Genomic DNA, 24,812 nt, shown 5'->3' with positions numbered 1-24,812 from the left:
CGGTGCTTGTTCATCAAGCATCAAAGTCGCACAAACAACGAGGAGGTTGTGTCATGAGAAATGATCGTCGTATACAGGCCTGGAGGGGGATGACAACGGTTTTTGCATCATTGCTGGCCTTGTCTCTTTCAGTTACAGGGGCCGTCAATGGTTTTCGCACGGATATTGATAAGTTTCTGGGAACCAAAAGCTCACGTTTCGTCACAGCCCAGGGCAAGGATGCCAGGAAGGCTTACACCTACCGTTCTGATTACTCAAGTACTAAGGAATTGTTGACATCGGTGGCTGATTTGGGTAGACGAATGAGCGCAGAGGGCTCTGTTCTCTTAAAAAACAACGGAGCTTTGCCCTTGACGGAGAAAGAAACCCATCGAGTCTCCCTTTTGGGATTCTCGAGCTATTACCCGGTCCTGGGCGGCGACATGGGTTCTTCTGTGAGTATGAACAAGGGTACGGATGCCGACACGGTTGACTTGATAGCCGCTCTTCGCTCGAGGCAGTTTGACATCAACTCAACGCTTCAGCAGCTTTATCAGTCTAAAAAAGATGAATTCTCGACAGAAATCAATAATTTCGGTCATAAAAGCAAGGTCACACGTATTACGGCGCCCCTTATCGGTGAACGGTTCTCTAGCAAGGAGCTCTCCCAATCCCAGATGGATCAGGCACGGCCTGATTGGCGGTCGAGTTTGGATAAGGACAATGTAATGATTGTAACCTTGGCAAGGGCTTCGGGAGAGAATAGAAACTATACGCCAGGCAAGGACGGGGTGGACAGCAAACAGCACCTCGATCAACGTGATCCCTTGGGACTTTCGGACGATGAGCGCCAGTTGATCGACGCTGCAGTCAAAGCCAAGCAGACCAATCATGGCAAGGTGATCATTCTTATCAATAGCGTTAATCCCATGCAGATTCAAGAGCTGGCAAATCAAGATGGAGTAGACGCCATCATGCAGGTGGGCCTGCCAGGCGCTTATGGCTTCAATGGTGTTGCTGATCTTCTCTGTGGCAGAGAGAATCCATCCGGACGCTTGACAGATACCTGGGCTGCCAACAACACCAGCGCTCCGGCAGTCAACAACTACGGAAACTACAGTTGGACTAATGCGGATCCTGCCCACAGCATTAACTCCGAAATCGTCGAAGCTGAAGGCATCTACACCGGCTATAAGTATTATGAGACCAGATATGCCGATAAGGTGCTGGGTCAGGGCAAAGCAGATGCCAAGGTTGGTTCGACTACTGGCGATGCCTGGGATTACAACAGGGAAGTAACCTATCCGTTCGGTTATGGTCTCTCTTACACCAGCTTTCGTCAAACATTGGACCAAGTAGCAGTAGATATGAAAGAGGGCACAGTAACCGCGCGCATCCAAGTGACTAACACTGGTAAGGTGGCCGGCAAGGATGTTGCACAGTTCTACGTAAGCACTCCTTATACCGACTATGACCGTGAGCATCATGTTGAAAAATCCGAGGTCCAGTTGTTGGACTATGGCAAAACCGATTTGCTTCAGCCCGGTCAATCGCAGACCTTAACGATCAAAGCGGATGCCCAGTATATGGCCAGCTGGGATTCCACTCTTGGCAATCACGGACGTAAAGGGGGTTATGTCCTGGATGCTGGGGACTATTACTTCGCTTTGGGAGATGATGCCCACCAAGCTGTGGAAAATGTCCTTAAGGCCAAGGGCGCATCTGCAGATGGCATGATGGATCAGGTGGCAAGCTGGAATCTGGCGCAGCGCGACACCAGTCGTTACGCAGTCAGCAAGACAGGTGCCAAAGTGACCAACCAGCTAGCGAATGCAGACTTGAACTTCTACAAGCCAGGTTCGGTCACTAACCTGAGCAGAAGCGATTGGGAAAGCACTTGGCCCAAAACTTATAAGGGGTTGACGGCGAGCTCCAGTATGCTCAAGCAGGGTCTGACCAATCAGACTTACCAGATAAAATCCCAAGGCGATCCTAAGTCGGTAAAGTTCGGTGCCAATAATGGGATGACCTTGGCCCAGCTGAAGGGTGTTACAGACATCAAAGATAAGCGATGGTCCAAGCTCATGGATCAGTTGACCTTGCCGGAAGCCATGATCAGGACCGCTTTCGGAGGAACTTCGACCAAGCCCATTCGTTCCATCAGCTCACCTGAAGTAGTTCAGAACGACGGTCCCAATGGATTTGCTTCTTATCCTTTAGGGCAGTATGCCAACAAGGACAAGCAATCAGGTGATCCTTATGCGGTTGACGGGACGGATCACAACCTTTCCTATACCATGGGGGTCATGGCCGTGGAAACCGTTATCGGCCAGACATTCAGCAAGGACTTGGCAGGTCAGTGGGGTAAGGCCCTGGGTAATTATTCGATCTGGGCCAACACTGCGCTTATCTGGGGTGTCGGCACCAATCTTCATCGCACCGCGTACAATGCCCGGAACCATGAATACTATTCCGAGGATCCTATGCTGACTGCCTATCAAGCGGCTTCCTCCGTCCGCCAAGCCAGAAAGTACGGCTGTATTTTGGCGCCCAAGCATTTTGCTTTCAACGACACAGAGATCAATCGCACGGGCATAGCTGTTTTCATGACTGAGCAGAAGGCGCGTGAGGGCGAGCTTAGAGCTAACCAGAGCATAGTCGAAGATGCCGGAGCCTTGGGTATGATGACCGGATTTAACCGGATTGGTGTGGTGGCTGTCAATGCCCATACTGGACTGCTCATGAACATACTCCGTAAGGAGTGGGGCTTTAAAGGTGTGCTTTCCCAGGACTTCATCATGGATACCGAATATCAAAATCTACCGGCTTCTGCCCATAACGGAGTAACCATGCTGACCAGTACCGGAAATGACAGCCTGGATGCCGTATCAAGAAAGTGGCCAGAGTGGAACCTGAAGAATGTCAGCAAGGACGCCCAGCTCATGAGTGACTTGAAAAGGAACATGACTTGGCAGAATTACGCCTATGCGAACTCCAATGTAATGGACGGTTTGGATGCGAAGTCACATTTGGAGACTATCCGCACTTGGTACGACAAAGTTCTGATGTGGTCGACGGCGGGTACGGCTCTGCTGACCCTTTTGAGCTTGGTCATGTACATGGTCAGTCGTCGCCGTTATTACAGGTCAATCTGAAAGGTGGAGATCATGGATTTTTTCAAGCGTCAATCAATCGGTTTCTATATGGGCACCCTAACCTTCATTGTCACTTTGGCTGCCTTGATTTATGCTGAAATTAACGGGAAAACAGCTTACTTCCAAAATTTGGGAGTCGAGCCAAGTGTCTTGGCTTGTGCCATCGTAGCTATGGCGTCAGAGATTTTCGTCCTTGTCTCCGGGCAGGTCTATCAAGGCAGCAGATGGTTAGCCTTGGCTCGCGATATAGCTCTTTGCTTAGCAGCCGTACTGCTCGTACTGAGTATGGTGAGTTTTCTGACAAGTCGGATCAATGGCTTTGCCAGCATCATGACTTTCGAGCAAAATGCGCAGAATATGGCTGATTTGCAGAGTGCCTTGATTGCCATAGTCCTTTTCGCGCTGGCCTCTGTATTGGCCGTTGTCACCTCTTTCTTTAGGGTGCGTAAGAATACCGGCAGATAAGGCTTTCAAACTGGATTGATGTAACTGTAATCGGATACAGTTGGGGCTCCATCGTAAAGGATGGAGCCCCAACTTTTATTAACCATGGCTCAGATGTGGAAGTAGAGCTCATACTCCAGAGGGGTGGGAGCCAGACGGGTTTGGTCCAGTTCACCGCGCTTCAAGTCCAGCCAGGTCTGGATTAGATCGTCGGTGAAGACGTCGCCTTCGCTCAGGAAGTCGTGGTCCTCCTCCAGAGCGTTCAGGGCCTCCTCCAGGGAGCCCGGCACCTGCTTGATCTGGGCGTGCTCCTCCGGAGGCAGCTCATAGAGGTCCTTGTCAATGGGGGCCGGGGGCTCGGTGTGGTTGAGGATGCCGTCCAGTCCTGCCATAAGCTGAGCCGAGAAGGCCAGGAATGGGTTGCAGGAGGGGTCGGGCGCGCGGAACTCGATCCTCTTGGCAGCAGGCGAGGTGCCGGCCAGGGGGATGCGGATGGCTGCCGAACGGTTCCGGGCCGAGTAGACCAGGTTGACCGGGGCCTCATAGCCGGGCACCAGCCGCTTGTAGGAGTTGGTGGAGGGGTTGGTGAAGGCCAGGACGGACGAGGCATGCTCAATTAGGCCGCCCACATACCAGCGGGCGATGTCGGAGAGTCCGCCGTAGCCATTCTCGTCATAGAAGAGGGGCTTGCCATCCTTCCAGAGGGACTGGTGGCAGTGCATGCCTGTCCCGTTATCCCCGGCGATGGGCTTAGGCATGAAAGTAGCGGCCTTGCCAGCCAGAGCGGCGGTCTCGTGGACCACGTACTTGTACTTCATCAGGTCGTCGCCAGCGTGCAGCAGGGTGTTGAAGCGATAGTTGATCTCCTGCTGGCCAGCGCCGCCCACCTCGTGATGGGAGCGCTCCAGAATCAGGCCCACTTTTTGCAGGTTGGCCACCATGTCGTCGCGCAGATCCTGATAGTGGTCGATGGGCGGTACAGGGAAGTAGCCCCTCTTGACCCGGTTCTTGAAACCGATGTTGTCGGAGCCGTCCTCTTCGACATCCACGCCCGAGTTCCAGGGGGCTTCGATGGAGTCGACCTCATAGAAGGAGCGTTGCATGCTGTTCTCGAAGCGAACCTTGTCGAAGATGAAGAACTCGGCCTCGGGAGCGAAGGAGGCCGTGTCGGCGATGCCGGTGGACCGCAGGTAGGCCTCGGCCTTGGAGGCGATCTGCCGGGGGTCGCGCGAGTAAGGTTCGTCGGTCACCGGGTCCACGATGGAGAAGGCCACATTCAAGGTGCGGTGGCGGCGGAAGGGATCCAGATAAGCTGTTTCAGGATCCGGAATCAGCTTCATGTCGGACTCGTTGATGGCTTGGAAGCCTTGGACGGAGGAGCCGTCGAAGGCCATGCCGTCCGTGAAGGCGTCCTTGAGGAATTCGCTGGCGGGGACGGTGAAGTGCTGCTGGACCCCGATCAGGTCCGTGAACCTGACTGAGACATATTCCACGCCCTCCTGGTTTATCAGAGCTTCGCAATCGGCCTTTGACTTAAGTTCGCTCACTGAACTGCTCCTTTCGTGGAAACCGTAACGGTCACCCAGTCTAGGGGACCGGTTTTTTCGGCAATGCGCCACTGAGGTTACGGGGGTGTTTCATGCGAAGGTCCCGGCACCTCCCTGAGGGAGATGTCGGGACCTTGGGAAACATCAGCGCCCGCGCATGGCTTTGCGGCTGACGTGTATCTTGGTCGGATCAATGCCCTTGGGCATCCCCAGGGCGCTCTGCCGCTTTTGCAGGGTGACCAGCCGGTCGTTCAGCGTCTCCAGTTCGGTGGCGGTCAGCTTGACCTTCTTCTTGATCACAGTGCGCTGGAGCTTGTTGAGCGGGACCTGGTCTGGACCGTGGCCCACGCTGATCCGGTAGATGGGGATGGCCGACCCGCGGGTGATGCGGCGGATCTTCTCCTCCTCGCGGTTCATGGCCTTATTGACGCGGTTGTAGTCGCCCTCGGCTATCAGATAGACCCCGGTGCGACCGGTGCCCCTCCAGATGGCATCCTTGGTCTTGGCGTCAATCCAGACGGGTTCCTGGGGGAAGGAGAAACCTGCCTTGGAGATGCTGCTCAGGACGGCGGCGGCAGCGCCTGGACGACCCTCCATCTTGGCGTAACCGACACGGTCTGATCGCCTGGTCAGGGTCATGGTGGCCAGAAGCAGGCCGACCATGATGCCCAGAAGCACGGTCAGTATCCAGGACAGCCAGCTGAAGTGGGCCAGCAGGCAGATCACCACTGCTATCAGTGTGGGCACCAGAATGGCTGCGGCCAGCAGCCAGGGAAGGGCCTTGTCCTCTTCATAAGTGAATTGGTAGATCTTGACGATCTGGCTGATCGTACTGGTCTTCTTTTTTGCTTTTTTGCCCTTGGTGTCCTCTGTAGCCATGCCATCCTCACTCGGAAACGTTCACTGGTTGACCAGTCTACCGCATGCCTACCGCATGTTCAGGGGTCTGCCGTCAGCCTTGAGCAGGGCCTCTCCAATGGCTTCCGAGAAGGTGGGATGGGGGTGGATGAGCCCGGCCGCCCGGTGCAGGGGGATCTGGTTGCCCACCAGCTGCTGGGCCTCGGCGATGTTTTCCGAAGCCTGGGGGGATACCATCTCCAGACCGACCACTATCTGCTTCTCCATGTCGGTGGCTTGGCAGGCGGTGATCAGACTGAGGGTGCCCTGCATGCCGCTCATGCGCATGCGCGAGTTGGACATCATGGGGTAGATGGTCTCCTTGACCTGATTCAGTGATGGATCGTCCTCGGCCTCCTGACGGCTGAAGCCCACAGCTGCGGCCTGGGGGGAGGAGAAGACCACGCGGGGGATGGTGGCCTCGTTGACCGGCTCGGGGTCCAGACCGGAGGCGGCATCGGCCAGGGTGATGCCCTGCTGGAAGGCCCTGTGGGCCAGGTGGTGACCCGGGGTGATGTCGCCCAGGGCCCAGACCCGGTCGCGGCTGGTGCGTCCCTGGGAGTCGGTCAGGACCTGGCCATGTTCGTCCAGGTCGATGCCCAGCTCCTTCATGTGCCTGGGATCGGTGTTGGGGTCCCTGCCGATGGCTACCAGGACCAGATCAGTCTCGATCGTTCCCGCCTGGCCCTTGTCGTCCGTTGGCTGGTAGTCGACCTGGATGCCTCCATCAGCGGGTAGACGGTGCCCGCCCGAACAACGGGCATGGGTGATGATCCGAATTCCCTGACGCTCCAGCTCCCGGGTCAGGATCTGACCGGTCCGCCGCCCCCAGTGGGAGAGGACCCGGTCCCGCCTGACCATCAGGGTCACTTGGCAGCCGGCTTGATTCCAAATGGTGGCGAATTCCAGGGCCACCGCACCTGAGCCGATGATCAGTGCCCGGCGGGGGAAGGGCTTGAGGGTCAGGGCCCGGTCGGTGTCGATGACAAGATCATCGAAGGGGAGTTCCTCCAGGGCCCTGGCATGAGACCCGGTGGCCAGGATGGTGTCGCAGGTGGTCAGGCGGGTTTGATTGCCGTCAGCATCGGTCACCTCCACCAGGCCGTCGCCGACGATGGTGCCATGGCCGTGCACCACGGTGATGCCACGCTGCTTCAGCAGGCTCGACAGGCCTCCGGTCATGGCATCAACCATCCGGTCCTGATAATCCTGGAGCTTCCGGTAGTCGATATCGGCCGACTTGATGTTGATGCCCATGGCGGCCCCGAGGTCGGCCTGTTCGAGAACCTGGGTGGCGGTCAGCAGGGCCTTGGTGGGGATGCATCCCCGGTTCAGACAGACACCGCCAACAACAGGGTCCTGCTCGACCAGGGCCACCCTTCCGCCCAGTTCTGCCGTGCGAAGGGCCGTGGCATAGCCGCCTGGGCCGGATCCGATGATGACGGTGTCGTACTGGCGGCTGTTGGCATCCCAGGGGTCCAGGGACTGCGTACCGGGTTGGTTGATCGATTGCTGCATAACAATCAATGCTAGCCGTAGAGGCTGGGAGAATGAAGACCATCAGCAGAATGTGGAGTGAATACGAAGAACGCCCGGAACCTCAAGTGGAACCGGGCGGCGCGGCTAATCGATGGGTCGGTAAGTCAGGACAACCGGCTGTCACTTGGGCCAGTGCCCACGCTTGCTTTGGCTGGGCTTGGGGACCCGCCAGCGCCGGACCATCATGGCCCGTTGCCAGGCATAGGAGGCCGAGCGGGAACCCTTGGCCACCGAGCGCTCGCCGAACTTGTCGATCAGCAGGCGCTTGAGTTTGCGCCACATCAGCCAGGTGTCGACCAGGGCCACGATCAGGTAGCCATAGAGAAGGATGGTCACCACCATGGTGAAGGTGGCGTAATGCTGCGGACCCACGAACATGCCCATCAGGGTGGCCACGAACATGAGGATGATGGCCGGGAAGATCCATTCCAGCAGGTTGAAGCGAGCATCCACATAGTCGCGGATGTAGATCCTCCAAGGCAGGCGCTCCGACTTGGGCATGTGGTCGATGTCGCCGGTCCTCATGGCCTCGTACTGGGCATCCTCACGGGCTCGGATCCGGGCCTTGGCGGCCTTGCGCGAGGCCTTGCGGTCCTTGGGGACCAGCGGACGCAGGTTCCGGGCCTCGGCCTGCTTGCGCTTGGGTGTGGGGCGTCCCTTGCCTCGTACCTCTTCAGCGGAGGCCGTCTGGTCCGCCTCCGCATCTTTGTCCCGTCGATCCTTGCGTGAGAAGGGGTTCCATGTCATGCGAACAGGTTACGGTGACGCCTAGACTCGCAAGCATTGATTCACAAGCAATCACAGGAGGTAGCGATGGCAAAGCTGGGCCTGGAAACGATCCGCACACGTGTTCAGGACGATGAGAGCCGGGTCGTCGATCTGCTCAAGGACAAGATCGCCCTGGCCTCGGTCTCAGCCAAGGGAATCACCGGGGATCACATGCGGCGCTCAGCCGACTATGTGGCCGGACAGCTGCGGCAGGTGGGTGTGGACGCCCATGTGGTCCAGGCCACCAATCCTGACGGGACCCCTGGTGCCTTCGAGGTCATCGGATCCCGTCAAGTGGATCCCAATGCTCCGACTGTTCTGCTCTATGCTCATCACGATGTGCAGCCGGTGCCCGATCCCTCCCAGTGGTCCACTGATCCCTTTACCGGTGTGGAGAAGGAGGGACGGCTCTACGGACGTGGGTCGGCCGACGACGGAGGCGGTATTGCCATCCACTCGGGTGCCTTGCATGCCTTGGGCAAGGACCTGCGCGTCAACGTCAAGGTCTTTATTGAGGGGGAGGAGGAGATGGGCTCGCAAAGCTTCATCCCCTTCCTTCAGGCTCATCGGGACGACTTCGCCTCGGATCTGATCATCGTGGCTGACTCGGGCAACTGGTCGGCGGACACCCCAAGCCTGACCACCTCTCTGCGAGGGAATGCGGACCTGGATGTCACGGTCACAGCCCTGGAGCATCCGGTCCACTCCGGCCAGTTCGGCGGGCCTATTTTGGATGCCAACACTTTGGCTGCCATGCTGATTGCCTCCATGTATGACGACCAGGGTCAGCTTGCGGTGCCCGGCCTGGAGAGCGACCAGCCTATCGGCGGCCTGCAGCGTGACCTGGACCAGGCCCAGCTGCGTTCAGATGCCGGTGTGGTGTACTCCTACCGGCTGGCCGGAACCGACTCCCTGGCATCCCGTCTCTGGACCAAGCCGGCAGCGGCGGTGATTGGCTTCGATGCCCACCCGGTGGAGGGCTCCTTCAACGTGCTGGCCGACAAGACCCGCTTCCGCATTTCCCTGCGCACCGCGCCCACCCAGCGTCCTGAGCAGGCCGCGCAGGCACTGGCCGATTTCCTGATCGCCCATGCTCCTCAAGGGGCCAGGGTGGAGGTCACGCCCGGCGACATGGGCATGGGATGGGCCATGGATGCCGACAGCCCGGTGGTCCGGCAGGCCGAGGAGGCCATGCGGCAGGCCTTCGGACGCGACCCGGTCAACAAGGGCGAGGGCGGATCTATCCCCTTCATTCCCGAACTCAAGCGGCTCTTCCCTGAGGCTCAGGTTCTGGTGACCGGCCCCGAGGATCCCCAGTCCAACGCCCACAGTCCGAACGAGTCCATCTCCCTGCAGGGGCTGGTCGACAACATCATCACCGAGGCCCTCCTGCTGGATTCCCTGGGCGCGGGTCAGAACTGACTTTTTGGCCACGGTGTGTTCTAGGGTTATAGGTGACACGGGGGCCGTATGCCTGAGGGCGTGCGGCTGAGAGGAGGCTCAGCCTCAACCGGACGAACGTTTACCGGGTAATGCCGGCGCACGGATGTCACTGGACCCGTGCCTGAACGGGATGGCGCTCATAGGGAGCGCCCCGAGGAAAGGCACAAGATCATGACCGATGGTCATTTCATGAACAATACTGTTTCCGGATCGGAGCCGGAGTCTGAGCGGACCCCCTCCCAGGTCAGGATCCCCTCCAAACGGTGGAGGGTGGTGGATATCGCCGTCGCCTCGGTCATCGGGGTGGCCTCCGCCGTCATCTACTGGGTGGTCGCCATGGTGACCACCATTCCCTGGTCCTTCCTGGATGGGGTTGTGCCCGGTCTGGGAGGTATCCTCAACGGCCTCTACCTATTTGCCGGGCCCCTGGCTTTGGTCATCGTACGCAAGCCGGGGGCTGCCGTCTACGCCGAGCTGGTGGCAGCCATCCTGGAGTCGCTGCTGGGCAGCCAATGGGTGCCTGTGGAGACCATACTGATCGGTCTGCTTCAGGGCTTCATGGCCGAGCTGGTCTTCATACTGCTGCGTTATCGGCGTTGGAACATGCCCACGGTGGCGCTGTCCGGTGCGGCAGCTGGTTTCGGCTGCTGGCTATACTCCTTCTGCACGCACCTGCAGGCCATCAACCTGACCGGCCCCTACGGGGTGATCTATCTGATAGCCACCCTGATTTCAGGCGCGCTGATCGCCGGAGTGCTGGTCTGGTACCTCTACAAGGCCATCGCCGCGACCGGGGCCCTGGACCGCTTCGCCTCCGGCCGCGATATTCGCATGGCCGGGAAGTAGAGGCTCGGGAGTGGACCAGAGCATCCAGGACAATTCCTATCGACCCGCAGCCTTGGAACTGCGCGGCTGGGGGTACCGGCATGCCTATCGGAACCACTTCGCCGTCAGGGATCTTTCCCTACGCATTCCTGCAGGTCAGCGGGTGCTTCTGCTGGGAGCCTCGGGCATTGGCAAGTCGACCATCCTTGAAGGTGTGGCCGGTCTGCTGGGCGATCATGCACCGCAGAGCGGCCAGGACCAGGTCGAGGATGACGAGGGCGGGGTGACCCAGGGCCAGGTCCTGATCGACGGCAATCCCGCCGTCTCCAGCCGGGGGCGTGTGGGACTGGTCCTTCAGGACCCGGATGCTCAGGCCATCTTTCAGCGCCTTGGAGACAATGTGGCCTTCGGACCAGAGAACATGGGGCTGCCACGAGATGAGATCTGGCCACGGGTGCGTCAGGCCATGGCCGAGGTGGGTTTGGCCGACCTGCAGCTGACCCGGCCCACCATGCATCTCAGTGGAGGACAGATGCAGCGCCTCGCCTTGGCTGGTGCCCTGGCCATGCAGCCTGGGCTGCTCCTGCTGGACGAGCCCACGGCCAATCTGGACCCGGTCGGCGTCGAGCAGATTGTCGATGCCGTCAGAAAGGTCCTGGATCGGCAAGGCTCCACTATGATTCTGGTCGAGCACCGGGCAGGGCCTTGGATGGACATGATCGACCGGGTCATCGTGCTTGGGCTGGGTGAGGTTGAAGGCGGCACTGAAGGATCGGGTGCTGCGGCCTATCGCAAGACTGTGATCATGGCCGACGGGAGCCCCCAGGAGGTCTTCACTGATCCTGGACTGGATCTGGCCGCCCTGGGCATCTGGGTTCCGGAAGCCTATAGGAGCGCCAAGGATTCGCTTCCTGCGCTTGGTCAGGACAGGAGCAGACATCGGCAATCCGACATCGGCCAGGATGAACATCCCGTTCTGCTGGCTGCCCAGGATCTGGCGGTGGGTCGTCAGGACAAGGCAGTGGCCGAGCATATCGATCTGGAATTCAGGGCCGGTCAGGTCACCGCCCTGGTCGGGGCCAATGGGGCTGGCAAGTCCACTCTGGCCATGACCTTGGCTGGTCTGCTGGAGCCGGTGGCCGGTTCAGTCCTTGCCCAGGATCGCCTGCTTCGGGAAACCCAAGGGCAGACGCCTGCCGAGCCTGAGCCCATCCGGTGGACCTCATCCCAACTGGCCGCGCGCATTGCCTATGTTTTTCAGAATCCTGAACATCAGTTCGCCAGGGGCACGGTCCTGGATGAGGTCAAACTGGCCCCCATCCGCACCGGCATGACCGAGGACCAGGCCCAGGCCCGTGCGCTTGAGCTGTTGGACAGTTTCAGGCTGAGGCAGTACGCGCACGCCAACCCTTACACGCTCTCGGGCGGCGAGAAACGGCGTCTCACGGTGGCCTCGGCCCTGGCGGCAGCACCCCAGATGCTGATTCTTGACGAGCCCACCTTCGGCCAGGACAGGAACACCTGGGTCAGTATGGCCCAGCTGATTGTAGACCTGCGCGACCAGGGAGCCTGCATCATCCTGGTCACCCACGACCGGGAGCTGGTCCAGGCCCTGGATGCCCGTCTGGTGGAAATGACGCCACCGGGAAACAAGAAAGCCGTCTGGCCTATAGCCGGGTCAAGGCTGCAGACTCGTCAGGAGACCGTTGCCACCAGGCTGACCGTCACACCCATGGATCAGCGGGATGAACCGGTCAAACCGGCCAGCCGGTCGCCATACATAGCCTCCATCAATCCGGCCTTTCGCCTGATAGGGGCCTTTCTGGCGGCTCTGCCCCTGCTGATCAGTCTGGACTCGGTCTCGGCCACGACGGCCCTGATCCTGGAGTTCCTGCTGCTGGGTGCGGCAGGCTTCACGCCCCTGCGCGTGGTCAGATCCACCTGGCCCATCTTCCTGGGGGCGCCAGGCTCGGCCCTGGCGATCATCCTCTATGGCAAGAGCGGCGGCGCCACCTTCTGGCAGTGGGGAATGATCCACATCACCCAGCGCTCGCTGGATCTGGCCCTGGCCACTGCCTTGCGAATCCTGGCCATCGGAATCCCCGCCATCATCACCGTACTGGGAATAGACGCCACCGACCTGGCCGACGCCTTCAGCCAGGTGCTCCACCTGCCTGATCGCTTCGTCTACGGGGGGCTGGCCGGTATGCGGCTCTTCACTGTTCTCAAGGATGATTGGTCGGCCCTGACCGCCTCGCGCCGCAGCCGTGGACTGGGCGATGAGAACCGTTTCAAGGCCTTTATGCCACAGGCTTTCGCCCTGTTGGTCCTGTCCATCAGGCGTTCGACGACCTTGGCCACGGCTATGGAGGCCAGGGGCTTCGGCGGCAGCACACCACGCACCCATGCCCGGGTCTCCCAGGTCAGTCTTCGTGATGTGGGCTTCCTGCTCATATGCTTGGCTGTGCCCGCGATTTCCCTTACCGTGGCTGCGCTGACCGGTTCCATCGCCTTCTTCGGCAACTGACTGTCAGGGTTTTCCGCAGCAGACTCCGGATATGGAGGGACCCCGGTCCTTTCCACCTCCCGCAGAGAGGGGAAAGGACCGGGGTCCGCCTGTGGTTGGAAGCGCCGGTCTTTTACCTGGCCAGAGTGGTGTTGATGTTGCGCACCTCGTCGAACCGCTTGGAGGCGTCCTCCCAGTTGACGATGTGCCACCAGGCCTTGACGTAGCTGGCCCGGTCGTTCAGGTACTCCAGGTAGTAGGCGTGCTCCCAGAGGTCCAGCAGGACCAGCGGGAAGATGGTGACTGGCAGGTTGCCCTGGTGGTCGTACATCTGCAGGGTGACCAGGCGCTCACCCAGCGTATCCCAGGCAAGGACGGCCCAGCCGGAGCCCTGGATGCCTGCGCACATGGACTCGAAGTAGGTCTGGAAGCCCTGGAAGGACCCGAACTGGTCCTCGATGGCGGCCTTGAGCTCGCCAGTGGGCTCCTGGCCGATGGCTGGGGCCATGTTCTTCCAGAAGATGGAGTGGTTCTTGTGCCCGGCCAGGTTGAAGGCCAGGTTCTTCTCCAGCAGGTTGGACTGAGCCACGTTGCCGGACTCGGCCGCGTCGTGGATCTGCTCCAGGGCCTTGTTGGCACCGTTCACGTAAGCCTGATGGTGCTTATCATGGTGCAGCTCCATGATCTTGCCGGACACGTACGGCTCCAGCGCCGAGTAGTCGTAGGGCAGATCGGGAAGTGTGTATACGGGCATATCGTCTCCTCACAATGATTCTGGCCAAGCCAGATGTGCCATGGTCGGTCTGCGCCATACCAGCTGTGGACGTGGTCGACCCGACCGGTTCTTTTACCCTAGCCCCTTGTCCGGCGAGCACAAGGGGCGCAGGCCTTTCTTTCAGTGAACTTTCCCACAGATGTAGGCCGATTGAGGTCCGATCTCAGAGCTCTCGACTGTCGAGGCTAGAGTTATGCCCATGCCCTTTGATGATTCCATTCTCGACAATCCCCGTGCCCAACGAATTCGTCGCCTGGCTGAACTGCAGGATCGGCGGGCACGGCAGCGTCATGGCCGCTTCCTCATAGAGGGGCCGCAGAGTGTGCGCGAGGCGGTCCGCTGGCGTTCTGACCTGCTGACTGACCTCTATATTCAGTCGGACGAATCCTCTCCTGCAGCCCGGGGCGGTCATCCACGGCCGTTCAACGAGACTGTGGGCGCCATCGTGGAGCAGGCTCGGGAGCTGCCTGACTGCTACGGACATTTCGTCTCCGCCAGGGTCATGCGTGCCATCAGCGGCAATGCACAGGGGATCGTGGCCCAGGCGCGTACGGACGGATTTCTGACACAATCGATGGACTTCGAGGATCCCCAGCGCCTGACGAAAGAGGGGCCCGACCTGGTGGCAGCTTTCTGGCAGATTCGTGACCCGGGCAATGCTGGCACTGTGATCCGCACTGCCGATGCCGCTGGCTGCAAGGCAGTCATCCTGGTGGACCAGTGCGTGGAACTCACCAATCCTAAGGTCATTCGCTCCACGGCTGGATCGGCCTTTCACATACCCCTGATGACCATGAGCACCGAGGACTTCCTGGCCCTGTGCAGACGGCAGGGTCGGACCATGGTGGCGGCCGATGTCTATGGAACACCGGATAAGCCCGTCCGCTCCCTGGCTGATCTGATGGCGAGCGGAGCCCTGACCAGGCCAGACTCGGCGGGTCGGCCCATGGTTCTGCTCTTCGGCAATGAGGCACGCGGACTGCCCAAGGAGTTGTTGCAATCCATGGATCAGATCGTCCGCATTCCTCTATATGGGCGGGCTGAATCCCTCAACCTGGCCACCTCGGCGGCGGTGCTGCTCTACGCCATGGCCATGTCGAGTCGTATTGAAAGAATGTGAAGGCGTCAACGACCGGGATTTCCGCTGATTTGCGGCCCGGATACGGCATTGGCAACAGTGGAAAGGTCCATGGTGGCACAGGAAGAATTCGACCCCGCGGCGATGACCGACGAGGTCAACGAGGGCATCGGCAGGATTCGCGAGGCCTCTGATCTGGAGGAGCTCAAGGCGATCAAGGCCCGGTATGCGGGGACAGGTTCAGCCCTGGCCGGATCCGGTCGGATTATCGGTACGTTGCCAGCGGATCAGAAGAAAACCGCCGGCCGCCTAGCTGGCAAGCTCAAGGCTGACTTTGGCCGCGCCTACGGGCTCAAGGAGCGGCAGTTGCGCCAGGAGGAGGAATCCCGCCGTCTGGCTGCCGAGCAGGTGGATATGACCCTGCCGGTCAACCGCCATCCGCAGGGTGCTCGGCATCCACTGTCCAAGCTCATGGAGGACGTAGAGGACTTCTTCGTCTCCATGGGTTGGAGCATCGCCCAGGGCCCCGAGCTGGAAGCCGAGTGGTACAACTTCGATGCCCTTAACTTCGGCCCTGACCATCCTGCCCGCCAGATGCAGGATACCTTCTATGTCAAGGGCAGCCAGGCCAGGGACGCCGCCGGTTTCGTCGGCTCCAACATGGTCATGCGCACCCATACTTCGCCCGACCAGGCCCGTTCTCTGATAACCCGCGGCGTGCCGCTCTATGTGGCTTGCACGGGCAGGGTCTTCCGCACCGACGAACTGGATGCCACCCACACCCCGGTCTTTCACCAGTGCGAGGCCATCGCCGTCGACGAGCATCTGACCATGGCCGACCTCAAGGGCACCCTGGACAAGCTCGCCGTTGCCATGTTCGGTCCCGAGGCCCGGACCAGACTGCGTCCCTCATACTTCCCCTTCACCGAGCCCAGCGCCGAGATGGACCTCTGGTTCCCCGACAAGAAGGGCGGCCCTGGATGGATCGAATGGGGAGGCTGCGGCATGGTCAATCCCAACGTTCTGAGGTCGGCCGGCGTGGATCCGCAGCGTTATTCAGGCTTCGCCTTCGGCGTGGGCATGGAGCGCACCCTGCTCCTGCGCCACGACATCAACGATATGCACGACCTGGTCGAGGGTGACGTGCGGTTCAGTCAGCAGTTCGAGATGGGGGAGTGACCGTCAGATGCCAATGGTAGATATCGACTGGCTCAAGGAGCATGTGCAGGTCCCTGAGGATCTGACCTATGAACAGCTGGCCAAGGACTTGGTTCGGGTCGGTCTGGAGGAAGAGGACATTCATGAGTCCACGGTGACCGGTCCTATCGTGGTCGGCTATGTGGTGGATGCTGAGCCTGAACCTCAGAAGAACGGCAAGACGATCAACTGGTGCCATGTGGATGTGGGCGAGCAGTACAACGCTGTGGACGACCAGGGTCACAAGGTGCCTAGAGGCATAGTCTGCGGGGCCCCAAACATGGCTGCGGGCGAAAAGGTGGTGGTGACCCTGCCAGGGGCCGTCCTGCCTGGGGACTTCCGTATCGAACCGCGCAAGACCTATGGCCACATCTCGGACGGCATGTGCGCCTCAGAGCGTGAGCTGGGGCTGGGCTCGGACCATCAGGGCATCATCCTGCTGCGCAATTACGGGTTCACCCCCGAGCAGTACGAGCAGCTCAAGCCAGGTGACGATGCCATAGCTCTGCTCCATATGAACAGGCCTGTTCTTGAGATCAACATCACACCCGACCGCGGCTATGCCTTCTCCTACCGGGGGGTTGCCAGGGAATACCACCACTCCACGGGTGCTGAGTACACGGATCCGGTGATTGAGCTGAACAAGACAGTGCCGGCCCCCGCAGCTCAGGAGGATCAGGCTCCGCTGGCCGTGCGCATTCAGGACGAGAACCCTATTCACGGTCAGCCAGGCTGTGATCGGTACTACCTGCGTGCCTTGACCGGGTGTGACCCCAAGGCGGCCACTCCCAGCTGGATGCGTCGGCGGTTGGTACGTGCCGGCATGCGCTCCATCAGTCTGCCGGTGGACATCACCAACTATGTCATGCTGGATCTGGGCCAGCCCCTGCACGCCTATGATCTGGACAAGCTCAGCGGGCCCATCGTAGTCCGTAGGGCCAGGCAGGGTGAGCACCTGACCACTCTGGATGGCAAGGATCGCGAGCTCAGCACCGAGGATCTGCTCATTACCGACTCGCCCGAGGGGCAAGAGGGATCCCGTATCTTGGGTCTGGCCGGAGTCATGGGTGGTCTGTATGGAGAGGTGACCGATCAGACGCGGAATATTCTGATTGAGTCCGCCCACTTCGACCAGGTGACCATCGCCAGGACCGCACGTCGCCACAAGCTGCCCTCCGAGGCTTCCAAGCGCTTTGAGCGCGGGGTCGATCCGCAGATGCAGCCGGCTGCCGCGGCTATGGCCGCTGACCTGCTGCATCGCCTTGCCGGTGGCCAGGACCTGGATGCTCCGCTGGATATGAACCAGACCAAGCCCATGTCAGTCATCGACTTTACTGTCAGCGAGGTGGCCAGGCTGACTGGACTGGATGTGGAACCCCAGCGCATTGTGGCCATTCTGCGCGACATAGGCTGCACGGTCCAAGGCGATCCTCAGGACCGGCTGTCCGTGACTCCGCCAACCTGGAGGCCCGACCTGGGCGAGGGCTGCGACCTGGTCGAAGAGGTGGCCCGCCTGGTGGGCTACGACCGTATCCCCGTCACCGTGCCATCACCCAAGGTTTCCGGAGCAATTGGTCTGACCGATCGCCAGCAGCGTCGCCGTTGGGCGGCGGACACCCTGGCCGAGTATGGGCTGACCGAGGTTCTGGACTATCCATTTGTCGGTGACAATGATTTCAAGGCCTTCGGCATGGATCCTGATGAGGTCCATATCAACAGCGTGGAGCTGGCCAACCCCATGGCCGCTGATAGGCCCTATCTGAGGCAGAGCCTGCTGCTGCCACTGGCCAACACCGTGGGCCGCAACCTGCGACGTGGCAACACTGATGTGCGTCTCTTCGAGATCGGCTATGTCTTCCGTCGCGACCCCAAGGCTCCTGCGGTACCTACACTTCCGGGCGGCGTGCGGCCCAGCGACGAGGATTTGGCTCGCCTGGACCAGGGTCTGCCAGAGCAACGGCTGCATGTGGCGGCCTTGCTGACAGGCCGGGCCCAGGAAGACGGCTGGCTTAAGGACAGCAGGGATGTGGACTGGACTGATGCAGTCGAATCGGCTCGCCGGGTTTTGGACAGGCTGGGTGCCGATTATCGGCTGGAGCAACCCTCAGCCGAGCAGGTGCCTGACCAGTGGCATCCGGGCCGCACCGCCAGGCTGGTCCTGGATGACGGCACGCTCGTCGGCATGGTGGGCGAGCTGCATCCTCGGGTTGATCAGGCTCTGGGTTTCCCTGCCCATTCTGCCGCTTTCGAGCTGAGCCTGGACATGGTGCTGGACCACCTGGATTACACACCCCTGCAGGCCAAGCCGGTCTCGACCTTCCCGCCGGTCCGTCAGGATCTGGCCTTCACTGTGCCGGACACGGTCTCGGCAGCTGATCTGACTTCCGCCATCAGAGAAGCGGCTGGGTCTAGTCTTGAATCCATCGAGCTGTTCGACGTTTTCACTGGCGATCAGATCGGTGAGCATGCAAAATCACTGGCCTTCGCAGTCACCTTCCGCGCCCCGGACCGCACCTTGACGTCCGAGGACAGCGAATCCCTGCGTCAGGCCATCGTTGACAAGACTGCGGGTCTGGGCGCCGTACTGCGCGCTTGACCGGGCATCACAAGGGGGCCGAGGGACATGACGGATTCTCAAGAACAGGGCACAGCCGGTGGACCTGACCGCCAGGATCATGATGGGGGCGACCAGCCTTTGTACGGCGCACGCGCCGATCGTTATCCAGGGTGGAATCCGTACATATACGGTCGCCCAGACCCTGAGCCCAAGGCCAAGGAATCCGATTCGTCACAAGGCAACCCCGCCAACCGTCCTATGCACATGGCGGGGCAGCCGGGTCCCGGTCGTGGCGAAAACCCTGGGAATCCTCAAGCCCGTCCCGGCGCTCCGGTCTGGCCTCCTCAGGGCATGCCCGATCTGAACGACCCCTCCCAAAATCCGGCCTACGGCCACTGGGATCCCTGCGCCATCATCGCCTTCCTTATGGCCCTCTTCTTGCCCATGCCTGTGATTCCCGCTCTGCTGGGTGGCGTTTCCATGTATCGGACCCGCCGACTGCATATGAAGGGCTATGGATTGGCCATGGCGGCCCTGATCATCAACCTGCTCTTCACGCTTGCCTGGATCTGGCTGCTGGTCAACGGCATCTCCCTGAATGATTTCTACCAGCAGATGATGCCATCGCCTTCGACGGGCGGCGGATCCGGCTCAGGTGGCGTCAGCGCCTGAAAACTCAAGGCACTGGCTCCTTCTGGATGTCTGGATGCGATTATGCATTTGCATGAGCCGGAATTCATGTTTGTGCATATGCTGTCAGCCTTGGGATATAGAGATCTACGAGGGGATGTTCGATCAGATGGGTTTGGATGTCAATATCGTCGTATTCGACGGGTTTGAACCCTTGGATGTTTTTGGCCCCTTTGAGGTTTTCATCAATACTGATGGTGCCCGAGTGCGGCTTTTCTCTCTTGACGGGTCCGGCATGAAAGTCGGTGAGGGCGGTGTCAGGGTCGAAACTGTAGGGCCAGAAGATATCAATTCCCAAGGGGTTCTGCTGATACCCGGCGGGTCCGGTACTCGAACTCTGGTTGGGGACGACCAATGGACAGGGCAGCTGGCAAGCTTGGCCGCCAGGTCGCCGCAGGTAATGACGGTCTGCACAGGCTCGGCTCTCTTGGCTGCCGCTGGTGTGCTCGACGGTCGGCGTGCGACCTCAAATGACTTGGCCTTTGACTGGGTCGTCAGCACAGGGAAGCGTGTGGACTGGATCAAGGATGCGCGCTGGGTGGTCGATGGCAAGTTTCGTACATCTTCGGGTATCTCGGCCGGCATCGATATGGCCTTGGCCTTTGTAGAGGAGGCGTGCGGGTCCGAGGCTGCGGAAAAGGCCAGCAGGCAAATGGAATATATCCGCAACAGAGACTCCGGTTATGACCCCTTCGCATAGTTGGAAGCGTTGCACAGCTAGAGCAGATATATAGCGACACGCCGAATTGCATAAATATGCGTTTTACTGCATGAGTATGTATGATGGTGCCCGATGAAGGGAGCACTCATGCGGCAATACACGGTGGCTGTAGCGGGAGCTTCGGGGTATGCCGGCTCGGAGATGATCCGTCTATTGGCGGCCCATCCAGCCTTTCAGGTTTGCACGGTCACCGGTCATGGCTCGGCTGGCCGGCTGCTGGGGGAGTTCTCGCCCAACCTCCCGGAGTCGATAGCCTCGCTGCAGATTCAGGATACCGATCCAAAGATCTTGGCCGGCCACGATCTGGTGGTTCTGGCACTGCCTCACGGGGCTTCAGGTCCCCTGGCAGAGCAGCTGGATCCGCAATCGCTGATGGTCGACCTGGGTGCTGATCACCGGCTGGAGGATCCGGGCGACTGGCAAGACTACTACGGCGGGCCTTTCTCAAGCCCGTGGACCTACGGGATGCCTGAGCTGCTCAATCCGGGTGGCGGTCGCCAGCGTCAGCTGCTTGGACAGACTCGGCGGATCGCTGGTCCTGGCTGCAATGTCACGGCAGTCACTCTGGCCTTCCAGCCTGCTTTAGCCGCCGGACTGGTGCAGATCGATGATCTGGTTGCTGACCTGGCGGTCGGCTACTCGGGCGCCGGACGCTCAGGCGGCAGAATGGACCTGCTGGCAGCCCAGGCCATCAATTCAGCCCATCCCTACTCGGTCGGAGGCACCCACCGGCATATCCCTGAGATTCTGCAAAATCTGCGTAAGGCCGCAGCTGCGAACCCGAGCATAGGGGGTCTTGGGAAACAACCCATCCGCATGGGGCTGACCCCTATACTGGTCCCCATGTCGAGGGGGATTCTGGCAGTGGTCTCAGCCAAGCTGAGCACGCGTGGACGGAGCATGGGGGTGTCTGATGTTCGCGGAATCTGGAAAGAGGTCTATGCCGGGGAGCAGTTTGTCGATCTGCTCCCCGAGGGCAGGCTTCCCTCCACGGCCGATGTCTACGGCTCCAACCGGGCCCAGGTCCAGGTAGCTGTGGACCAGCGCGCTGACCGCCTCTACGCTTTTGCAGCCATCGACAACCTGACCCGGGGCACCGCAGGCCAGGCTCTCCAGGCCGTAAATCTGGCCTTGGGCCTACCTGAGGAGACCGGACTGACAACTATAGGAGTGGCACCATGAGCATCACCTACCCTGCAGGCTTCCGGACCGGCACCGCTATCGCCCACCGTCCGGGAGGCTCACAGCGCCGCAATCTGGCCCTGGTCGTCAACAGCGGACCCATGGACACGGCTGTGGGGGTCTTCACACCTAATCGTTTCCGGGCCGCTCCGGTTATCTGGACCAGCAAGATCCTTGAAGAAGGCCGTGCCGGAGCCGTGGTCATCAACTCTGGTAATGCCAACGCCTGTACTGGTCCTGAGGGCCTGGACCAGGCCAGAGCCATGGCCGAGCGGACAGGAGAGAAACTAGGCCTGCCGAGCAATCGGGTCGCTGTCTGCTCCACCGGGATTATCGGTCATCTGCTCCATCTGGATTCCATATTGACTGGCATCGACCAAGCTGCCCAGGGGATGTCGTCCAGTCAGGAGGCTGGTGAAGAGGCCGCCAAGGCCATATTGACCACCGACACCTGCACCAAGACAGTGGCCGTGGACGGGTCTGGCTGGCGGCTGGGGGGCATGGTCAAGGGTTCCGGGATGATTGCCCCGCAGCTGGCCACCATGATCTGTGTAATCACTACTGACGCCATTTTGGAGCCGGAACAGGCACGTCAAGCCCTATCCGAGGCTTGCCGACTCAGCTTCAATCGGATCGACGTGGACGGGTGTATGTCCACCAATGACACCGTCCTGCTGATGGCCTCCGGGGCCTCTGGTGTACGGCCCGACTCCGAGCAGTTCCAGGAGAAGCTCGGTCAGGCATGCACGGATCTAGCCCATCGGATCGTGGCTGATGGTGAGGGCAGCAGGCATCGGATCCGCATCCGTGTGGACGGTGCCGAGAGCGAGGGTGCAGCCCTTGCCTGCGCCCGGGCGGTCTCCGGATCCACGCTGCTCAAATGCGCTGTGGCCGGGGAAGACCCTAACTGGGGTCGAGTGGTGTCTTCCCTGGGCACTGTGCCTGTTTCTACGGCGGCCTATGATCCGGCCCATGTGGATGTCAGCTTCAACGGCATCAAGGTCTGCCAGGGAGGCCGTCCCGGACAGGACCCGGAGCTGGTCGATCTGCACGTTCCCGAGGTTCACATCGACATCGACCTTGGTCAGGGCGACAGCCAGGCCACGGTATGGACCGATGATCTGACCCACGAATACGTGACCATCAATGCCGACTACCACACCTGATAGGAAGTCTGATCGGACGCAGTGCCAGGAGCGGCAGCAATCGGAAGATGGTCATAAGGAAGGGGAAGAGGATGGCGGATGACGAGCAGGATGCCGAAGCTGAAAAGGCCTTGGACGACGCCCGCAAGGCCCAGGTGCTCATCGAGGCCCTGCCCTGGCTGGAGGAGTTCGCCGGCCAGCGAATCGTAGTCAAATACGGCGGCCATGCCATGGTGGACGACCATCTGCGCCAGTGCTTCGCCCAGGATATGGTCTTCCTGAGGCAGGTGGGCATGCATCCGGTGGTGGTGCACGGTGGCGGCCCGCAAATATCCCACATGCTCCAGGCCCTTGGGATTCCCTCAGTCTTCCGTGGCGGCCTGAGGGTAACGACCCCGGAAACCATGAAGGTGGTTCGCATGGTGCTAACCGGACAGGTGGGCAGAGATCTTGTCGGCGCCATCAATGCTCACGGTCCCATGGCTGTCGGCCTGTCAGGGGAAGATGCCGGCCTGTTCAGTGCGGCTCGCCGTACCGGCATGGCGGATGGCCAGCCGGTTGATCTGGGTCTGGTGGGTGAGGTCGTGGGCGTGGATGCTTCGGCCGTCGAAGACCTGATTGATGCCGGGCGGATCCCTGTCGTCTCCTCCGTGGCTCCTGACGAGCAGGATCCCACCCAGGTGCTCAACGTGAATGCCGACGCGGCCGCATCTGCTCTGGCAGTAGCTCTGGGGGCCCGGAAACTGGTCATTCTCACCGACGTGGAGGGATTGTACGCCAACTGGCCCCAGGCCGATTCACTGGTCTCCAGCATCGGCGTGGACCGACTTGAGGATATGTTGGAGGACATGCATGAGGGGATGCGCCCCAAGATGGAAGCCTGCCTGCAGGCCGTGCGCTCCGGGGTGGGCGAGGCGCACGTCATCGACGGACGGCGACCGCATTCCATGCTCAACGAGATATTCACCCGCAACGGCATCGGCACGGTGGTCGTGCCGGGCCGGGACATGATCATGAGGAGGAGCCATGACGAAGGCTGATGCGCCCACTGCCGAAACTGCTGAGCCTATGAGGACTCCCGAAGGGCCGCAGAGCAGTCAATGGGCAGACCGCTATGACCGCGTTCACATGAAGGTCTTCGGACGCCCGGGCAGAGTCATGGACCATGGCCGAGGCGCCTGGATCTGGGACCTGGACGGCAACCGCTATCTGGACATGATGGCCGGAATTGCGGTCAATGCTCTGGGTTACGCCCATCCTGCCTGGAACAAGGCACTGGCTGAGCAGGCAGGAAAGATGGCCCACATCAGCAACTTCTTCGCCTCCCAGCCTCAGATCGAGCTGGCCGAACGATTGCTGGACCTGGCACAGGCTCCGGAGGGGTCCCGCGTCTTCTTCGCCAACTCGGGAACCGAGGCCAATGAGGCGGCCATCAAGCTTGCCCGGCTGCATGGCGCTCGCATGGGCGGTCACCCTGGCCGGATCCTGGCTCTGACCCATAGTTTCCACGGCCGCAGCATGGGCTCCTTGAGCCTGACATGGAAGCCGGCCATCCGTGAGCCCTTCCAACCCCTGGTCCCGGGTATGGGCTTCCTGCCGGCAGAAGACGGCGATGCTATAGAGAAGGCCTTTGCACAGGGGGAGACCTCAGGAGAGCCGGTGGCTGCCGTCATTCTGGAGCTCATCCAGGGAGAGGCCGGGGTGCTACCGCTGAATCCTGACTATGTTCGTGAGGTGCGCGAGCTCTGTAGCCGGTATGGGGCCCTGATGATTTTGGACGAAGTGCAGACCGGCATGGGCAGGACCGGTCACTGGTTCGCCTTTCAGGATCAGAGCCTGTCTGGGGGAGCCTGCCCAGACGTGCTCACCTTCGCCAAGGGGGTCGCAGGCGGATTCCCCATGGGCGGGATGATCACCTTCGGCTCTGGGCCATCAGGTCTGCTGACCCCTGGCATGCACGGGTCCACCTTCGGTGGCAATCCTCTGGGATCGGCCCTGGCACTGACCACCTTGGAGACCATCCAGCGGGAGGGTCTGCTGGAACGGGCGCGGCAGATGGGGGAGAGGCTGCGTGCTGGCCTTACTGATTGCGGCAATCCCCTTTATAACCAGGTCAGAGGCAGGGGGCTGCTGGATGCGGTTCAGCTGAGTGCTCCCTGTGCCGGGGATCTGGCCTCCTGGGCTTTGGACCATGGGCTGATCGTCAATGCAGTGGCCCCTGATGCCCTGCGGCTGGCTCCGCCCCTGATCATCGAAGCCGACCAGATCGACCTGGCCGTGGATATCCTGTCTAAGGCTCCGGTCAGTCTCGGGAAGGGCTTGGGGCAGGATGATCAGTGAGATCAGCCATCAATGACGTGCGTA

Annotated in this window: 19 protein-coding genes and 1 riboswitch; of the genes, 14 read left to right on the top strand and 5 right to left on the bottom strand. The window is 60.6% G+C overall.

Going from position 1 to position 24,812, the window contains the following annotated elements; translation table 11 throughout:
* Positions 1-53: 53 nt before the first annotated feature.
* Both DKK74_RS05305 and DKK74_RS05300 read left to right on the top strand, forming a co-directional pair.
* Positions 54-3,134, top strand: a complete 3,081-nt coding sequence (locus DKK74_RS05305) for a beta-glucosidase (protein ID WP_110413123.1) — start codon at positions 54-56, stop codon at positions 3,132-3,134.
* A gap of 12 nt (positions 3,135-3,146) precedes the next feature.
* Positions 3,147-3,599 carry a hypothetical protein gene (locus tag DKK74_RS05300; protein ID WP_110413122.1) on the top strand — a complete coding sequence of 151 codons (453 nt, stop codon included), beginning with the start codon at positions 3,147-3,149 and terminating at the stop codon, positions 3,597-3,599.
* Positions 3,600-3,688: 89 nt separating this feature from the next.
* Here DKK74_RS05300 and glnA read toward each other — a convergent pair whose 3' ends face one another.
* The 4 genes from glnA to DKK74_RS05280 form a co-directional block, all read right to left on the bottom strand.
* The gene (gene glnA, locus DKK74_RS05295; RefSeq protein WP_110413121.1) at positions 3,689-5,125 is read right to left on the bottom strand and encodes a type I glutamate--ammonia ligase; all 1,437 of its coding nucleotides are present in this window, start codon (positions 5,123-5,125) and stop codon (positions 3,689-3,691) included.
* Positions 5,126-5,269: 144 nt separating this feature from the next.
* Positions 5,270-6,004, bottom strand: coding sequence for a DUF4191 domain-containing protein (locus tag DKK74_RS05290; RefSeq protein ID WP_110413120.1), 735 nt, complete (start codon positions 6,002-6,004; stop codon positions 5,270-5,272).
* Positions 6,005-6,052: 48 nt separating this feature from the next.
* Complete coding sequence (locus DKK74_RS05285; protein WP_110413119.1) at positions 6,053-7,540, bottom strand: dihydrolipoyl dehydrogenase family protein; 1,488 nt, start codon at positions 7,538-7,540, stop codon at positions 6,053-6,055.
* 141 nt (positions 7,541-7,681) lie between these two features.
* Positions 7,682-8,308 (bottom strand): DUF3043 domain-containing protein, encoded by a 627-nt coding sequence (locus DKK74_RS05280; RefSeq protein WP_110413118.1) that lies wholly within the window; start codon positions 8,306-8,308, stop codon positions 7,682-7,684.
* A gap of 66 nt (positions 8,309-8,374) precedes the next feature.
* On the opposite strand from DKK74_RS05280, the gene DKK74_RS05275 reads away from it, so the two are divergent.
* The 3 genes from DKK74_RS05275 to DKK74_RS08970 all read left to right on the top strand — a co-directional run bounded on the left by DKK74_RS05275 (position 8,375) and on the right by DKK74_RS08970 (position 13,124).
* Positions 8,375-9,751 carry a dipeptidase gene (locus DKK74_RS05275; RefSeq protein WP_110413117.1) on the top strand — a complete coding sequence of 459 codons (1,377 nt, stop codon included), beginning with the start codon at positions 8,375-8,377 and terminating at the stop codon, positions 9,749-9,751.
* Positions 9,752-9,778: 27 nt separating this feature from the next.
* Positions 9,779-9,894, top strand: a riboswitch (TPP riboswitch).
* Positions 9,895-9,943: 49 nt separating this feature from the next.
* Positions 9,944-10,618, top strand: a complete 675-nt coding sequence (locus DKK74_RS05270) for an ECF transporter S component (RefSeq protein WP_258334466.1) — start codon at positions 9,944-9,946, stop codon at positions 10,616-10,618.
* A 10-nt stretch (positions 10,619-10,628) separates the two neighbouring features.
* Entirely contained in the window at positions 10,629-13,124 is a 2,496-nt protein-coding gene (locus tag DKK74_RS08970; RefSeq protein ID WP_110413116.1) for an ATP-binding cassette domain-containing protein, read from the top strand.
* A gap of 112 nt (positions 13,125-13,236) precedes the next feature.
* Here DKK74_RS08970 and DKK74_RS05260 read toward each other — a convergent pair whose 3' ends face one another.
* Complete coding sequence (locus DKK74_RS05260; protein ID WP_015022073.1) at positions 13,237-13,857, bottom strand: superoxide dismutase; 621 nt, start codon at positions 13,855-13,857, stop codon at positions 13,237-13,239.
* A 220-nt stretch (positions 13,858-14,077) separates the two neighbouring features.
* On the opposite strand from DKK74_RS05260, the gene DKK74_RS05255 reads away from it, so the two are divergent.
* The 9 genes from DKK74_RS05255 (at position 14,078) to DKK74_RS05215 (ending at position 24,788) form a co-directional block, all read left to right on the top strand.
* Positions 14,078-14,998, top strand: a complete 921-nt coding sequence (locus tag DKK74_RS05255; RefSeq protein WP_110413305.1) for a TrmH family RNA methyltransferase — start codon at positions 14,078-14,080, stop codon at positions 14,996-14,998.
* A gap of 69 nt (positions 14,999-15,067) precedes the next feature.
* Positions 15,068-16,135, top strand: coding sequence for a phenylalanine--tRNA ligase subunit alpha (gene pheS / locus DKK74_RS05250; protein WP_110413115.1), 1,068 nt, complete (start codon positions 15,068-15,070; stop codon positions 16,133-16,135).
* Positions 16,136-16,142: 7 nt separating this feature from the next.
* Entirely contained in the window at positions 16,143-18,749 is a 2,607-nt protein-coding gene (pheT, locus tag DKK74_RS05245) for a phenylalanine--tRNA ligase subunit beta (protein WP_110413114.1), read from the top strand.
* A gap of 27 nt (positions 18,750-18,776) precedes the next feature.
* Complete coding sequence (locus DKK74_RS05240; protein ID WP_052733342.1) at positions 18,777-19,382, top strand: DUF4190 domain-containing protein; 606 nt, start codon at positions 18,777-18,779, stop codon at positions 19,380-19,382.
* A gap of 115 nt (positions 19,383-19,497) precedes the next feature.
* The gene (locus tag DKK74_RS05235) at positions 19,498-20,100 is read left to right on the top strand and encodes a DJ-1/PfpI family protein (RefSeq protein WP_219997354.1); all 603 of its coding nucleotides are present in this window, start codon (positions 19,498-19,500) and stop codon (positions 20,098-20,100) included.
* Positions 20,101-20,208: 108 nt separating this feature from the next.
* The gene (gene argC, locus DKK74_RS05230) at positions 20,209-21,303 is read left to right on the top strand and encodes an N-acetyl-gamma-glutamyl-phosphate reductase (protein WP_110413113.1); all 1,095 of its coding nucleotides are present in this window, start codon (positions 20,209-20,211) and stop codon (positions 21,301-21,303) included.
* Positions 21,300-22,469: a bifunctional glutamate N-acetyltransferase/amino-acid acetyltransferase ArgJ gene (gene argJ / locus DKK74_RS05225; protein ID WP_110413112.1), complete on the top strand. Its 1,170-nt coding sequence runs from the start codon at positions 21,300-21,302 to the stop codon at positions 22,467-22,469. Before argC ends, argJ begins: the two co-directional genes overlap by 4 nt.
* 71 nt (positions 22,470-22,540) lie before the next feature.
* Complete coding sequence (gene argB / locus DKK74_RS05220; protein ID WP_110413111.1) at positions 22,541-23,488, top strand: acetylglutamate kinase; 948 nt, start codon at positions 22,541-22,543, stop codon at positions 23,486-23,488.
* A 28-nt stretch (positions 23,489-23,516) separates the two neighbouring features.
* Positions 23,517-24,788 (top strand): acetylornithine transaminase, encoded by a 1,272-nt coding sequence (locus DKK74_RS05215; protein WP_181414944.1) that lies wholly within the window; start codon positions 23,517-23,519, stop codon positions 24,786-24,788.
* The last annotated feature ends 24 nt before the right edge of the window (positions 24,789-24,812 follow it).

The organism is Bifidobacterium asteroides, assembly GCF_003202755.1.
GTDB lineage: Bacteria > Actinomycetota > Actinomycetes > Actinomycetales > Bifidobacteriaceae > Bombiscardovia > Bombiscardovia asteroides_F.
This window is presented reverse-complemented; position numbering and strand designations above follow the sequence as displayed.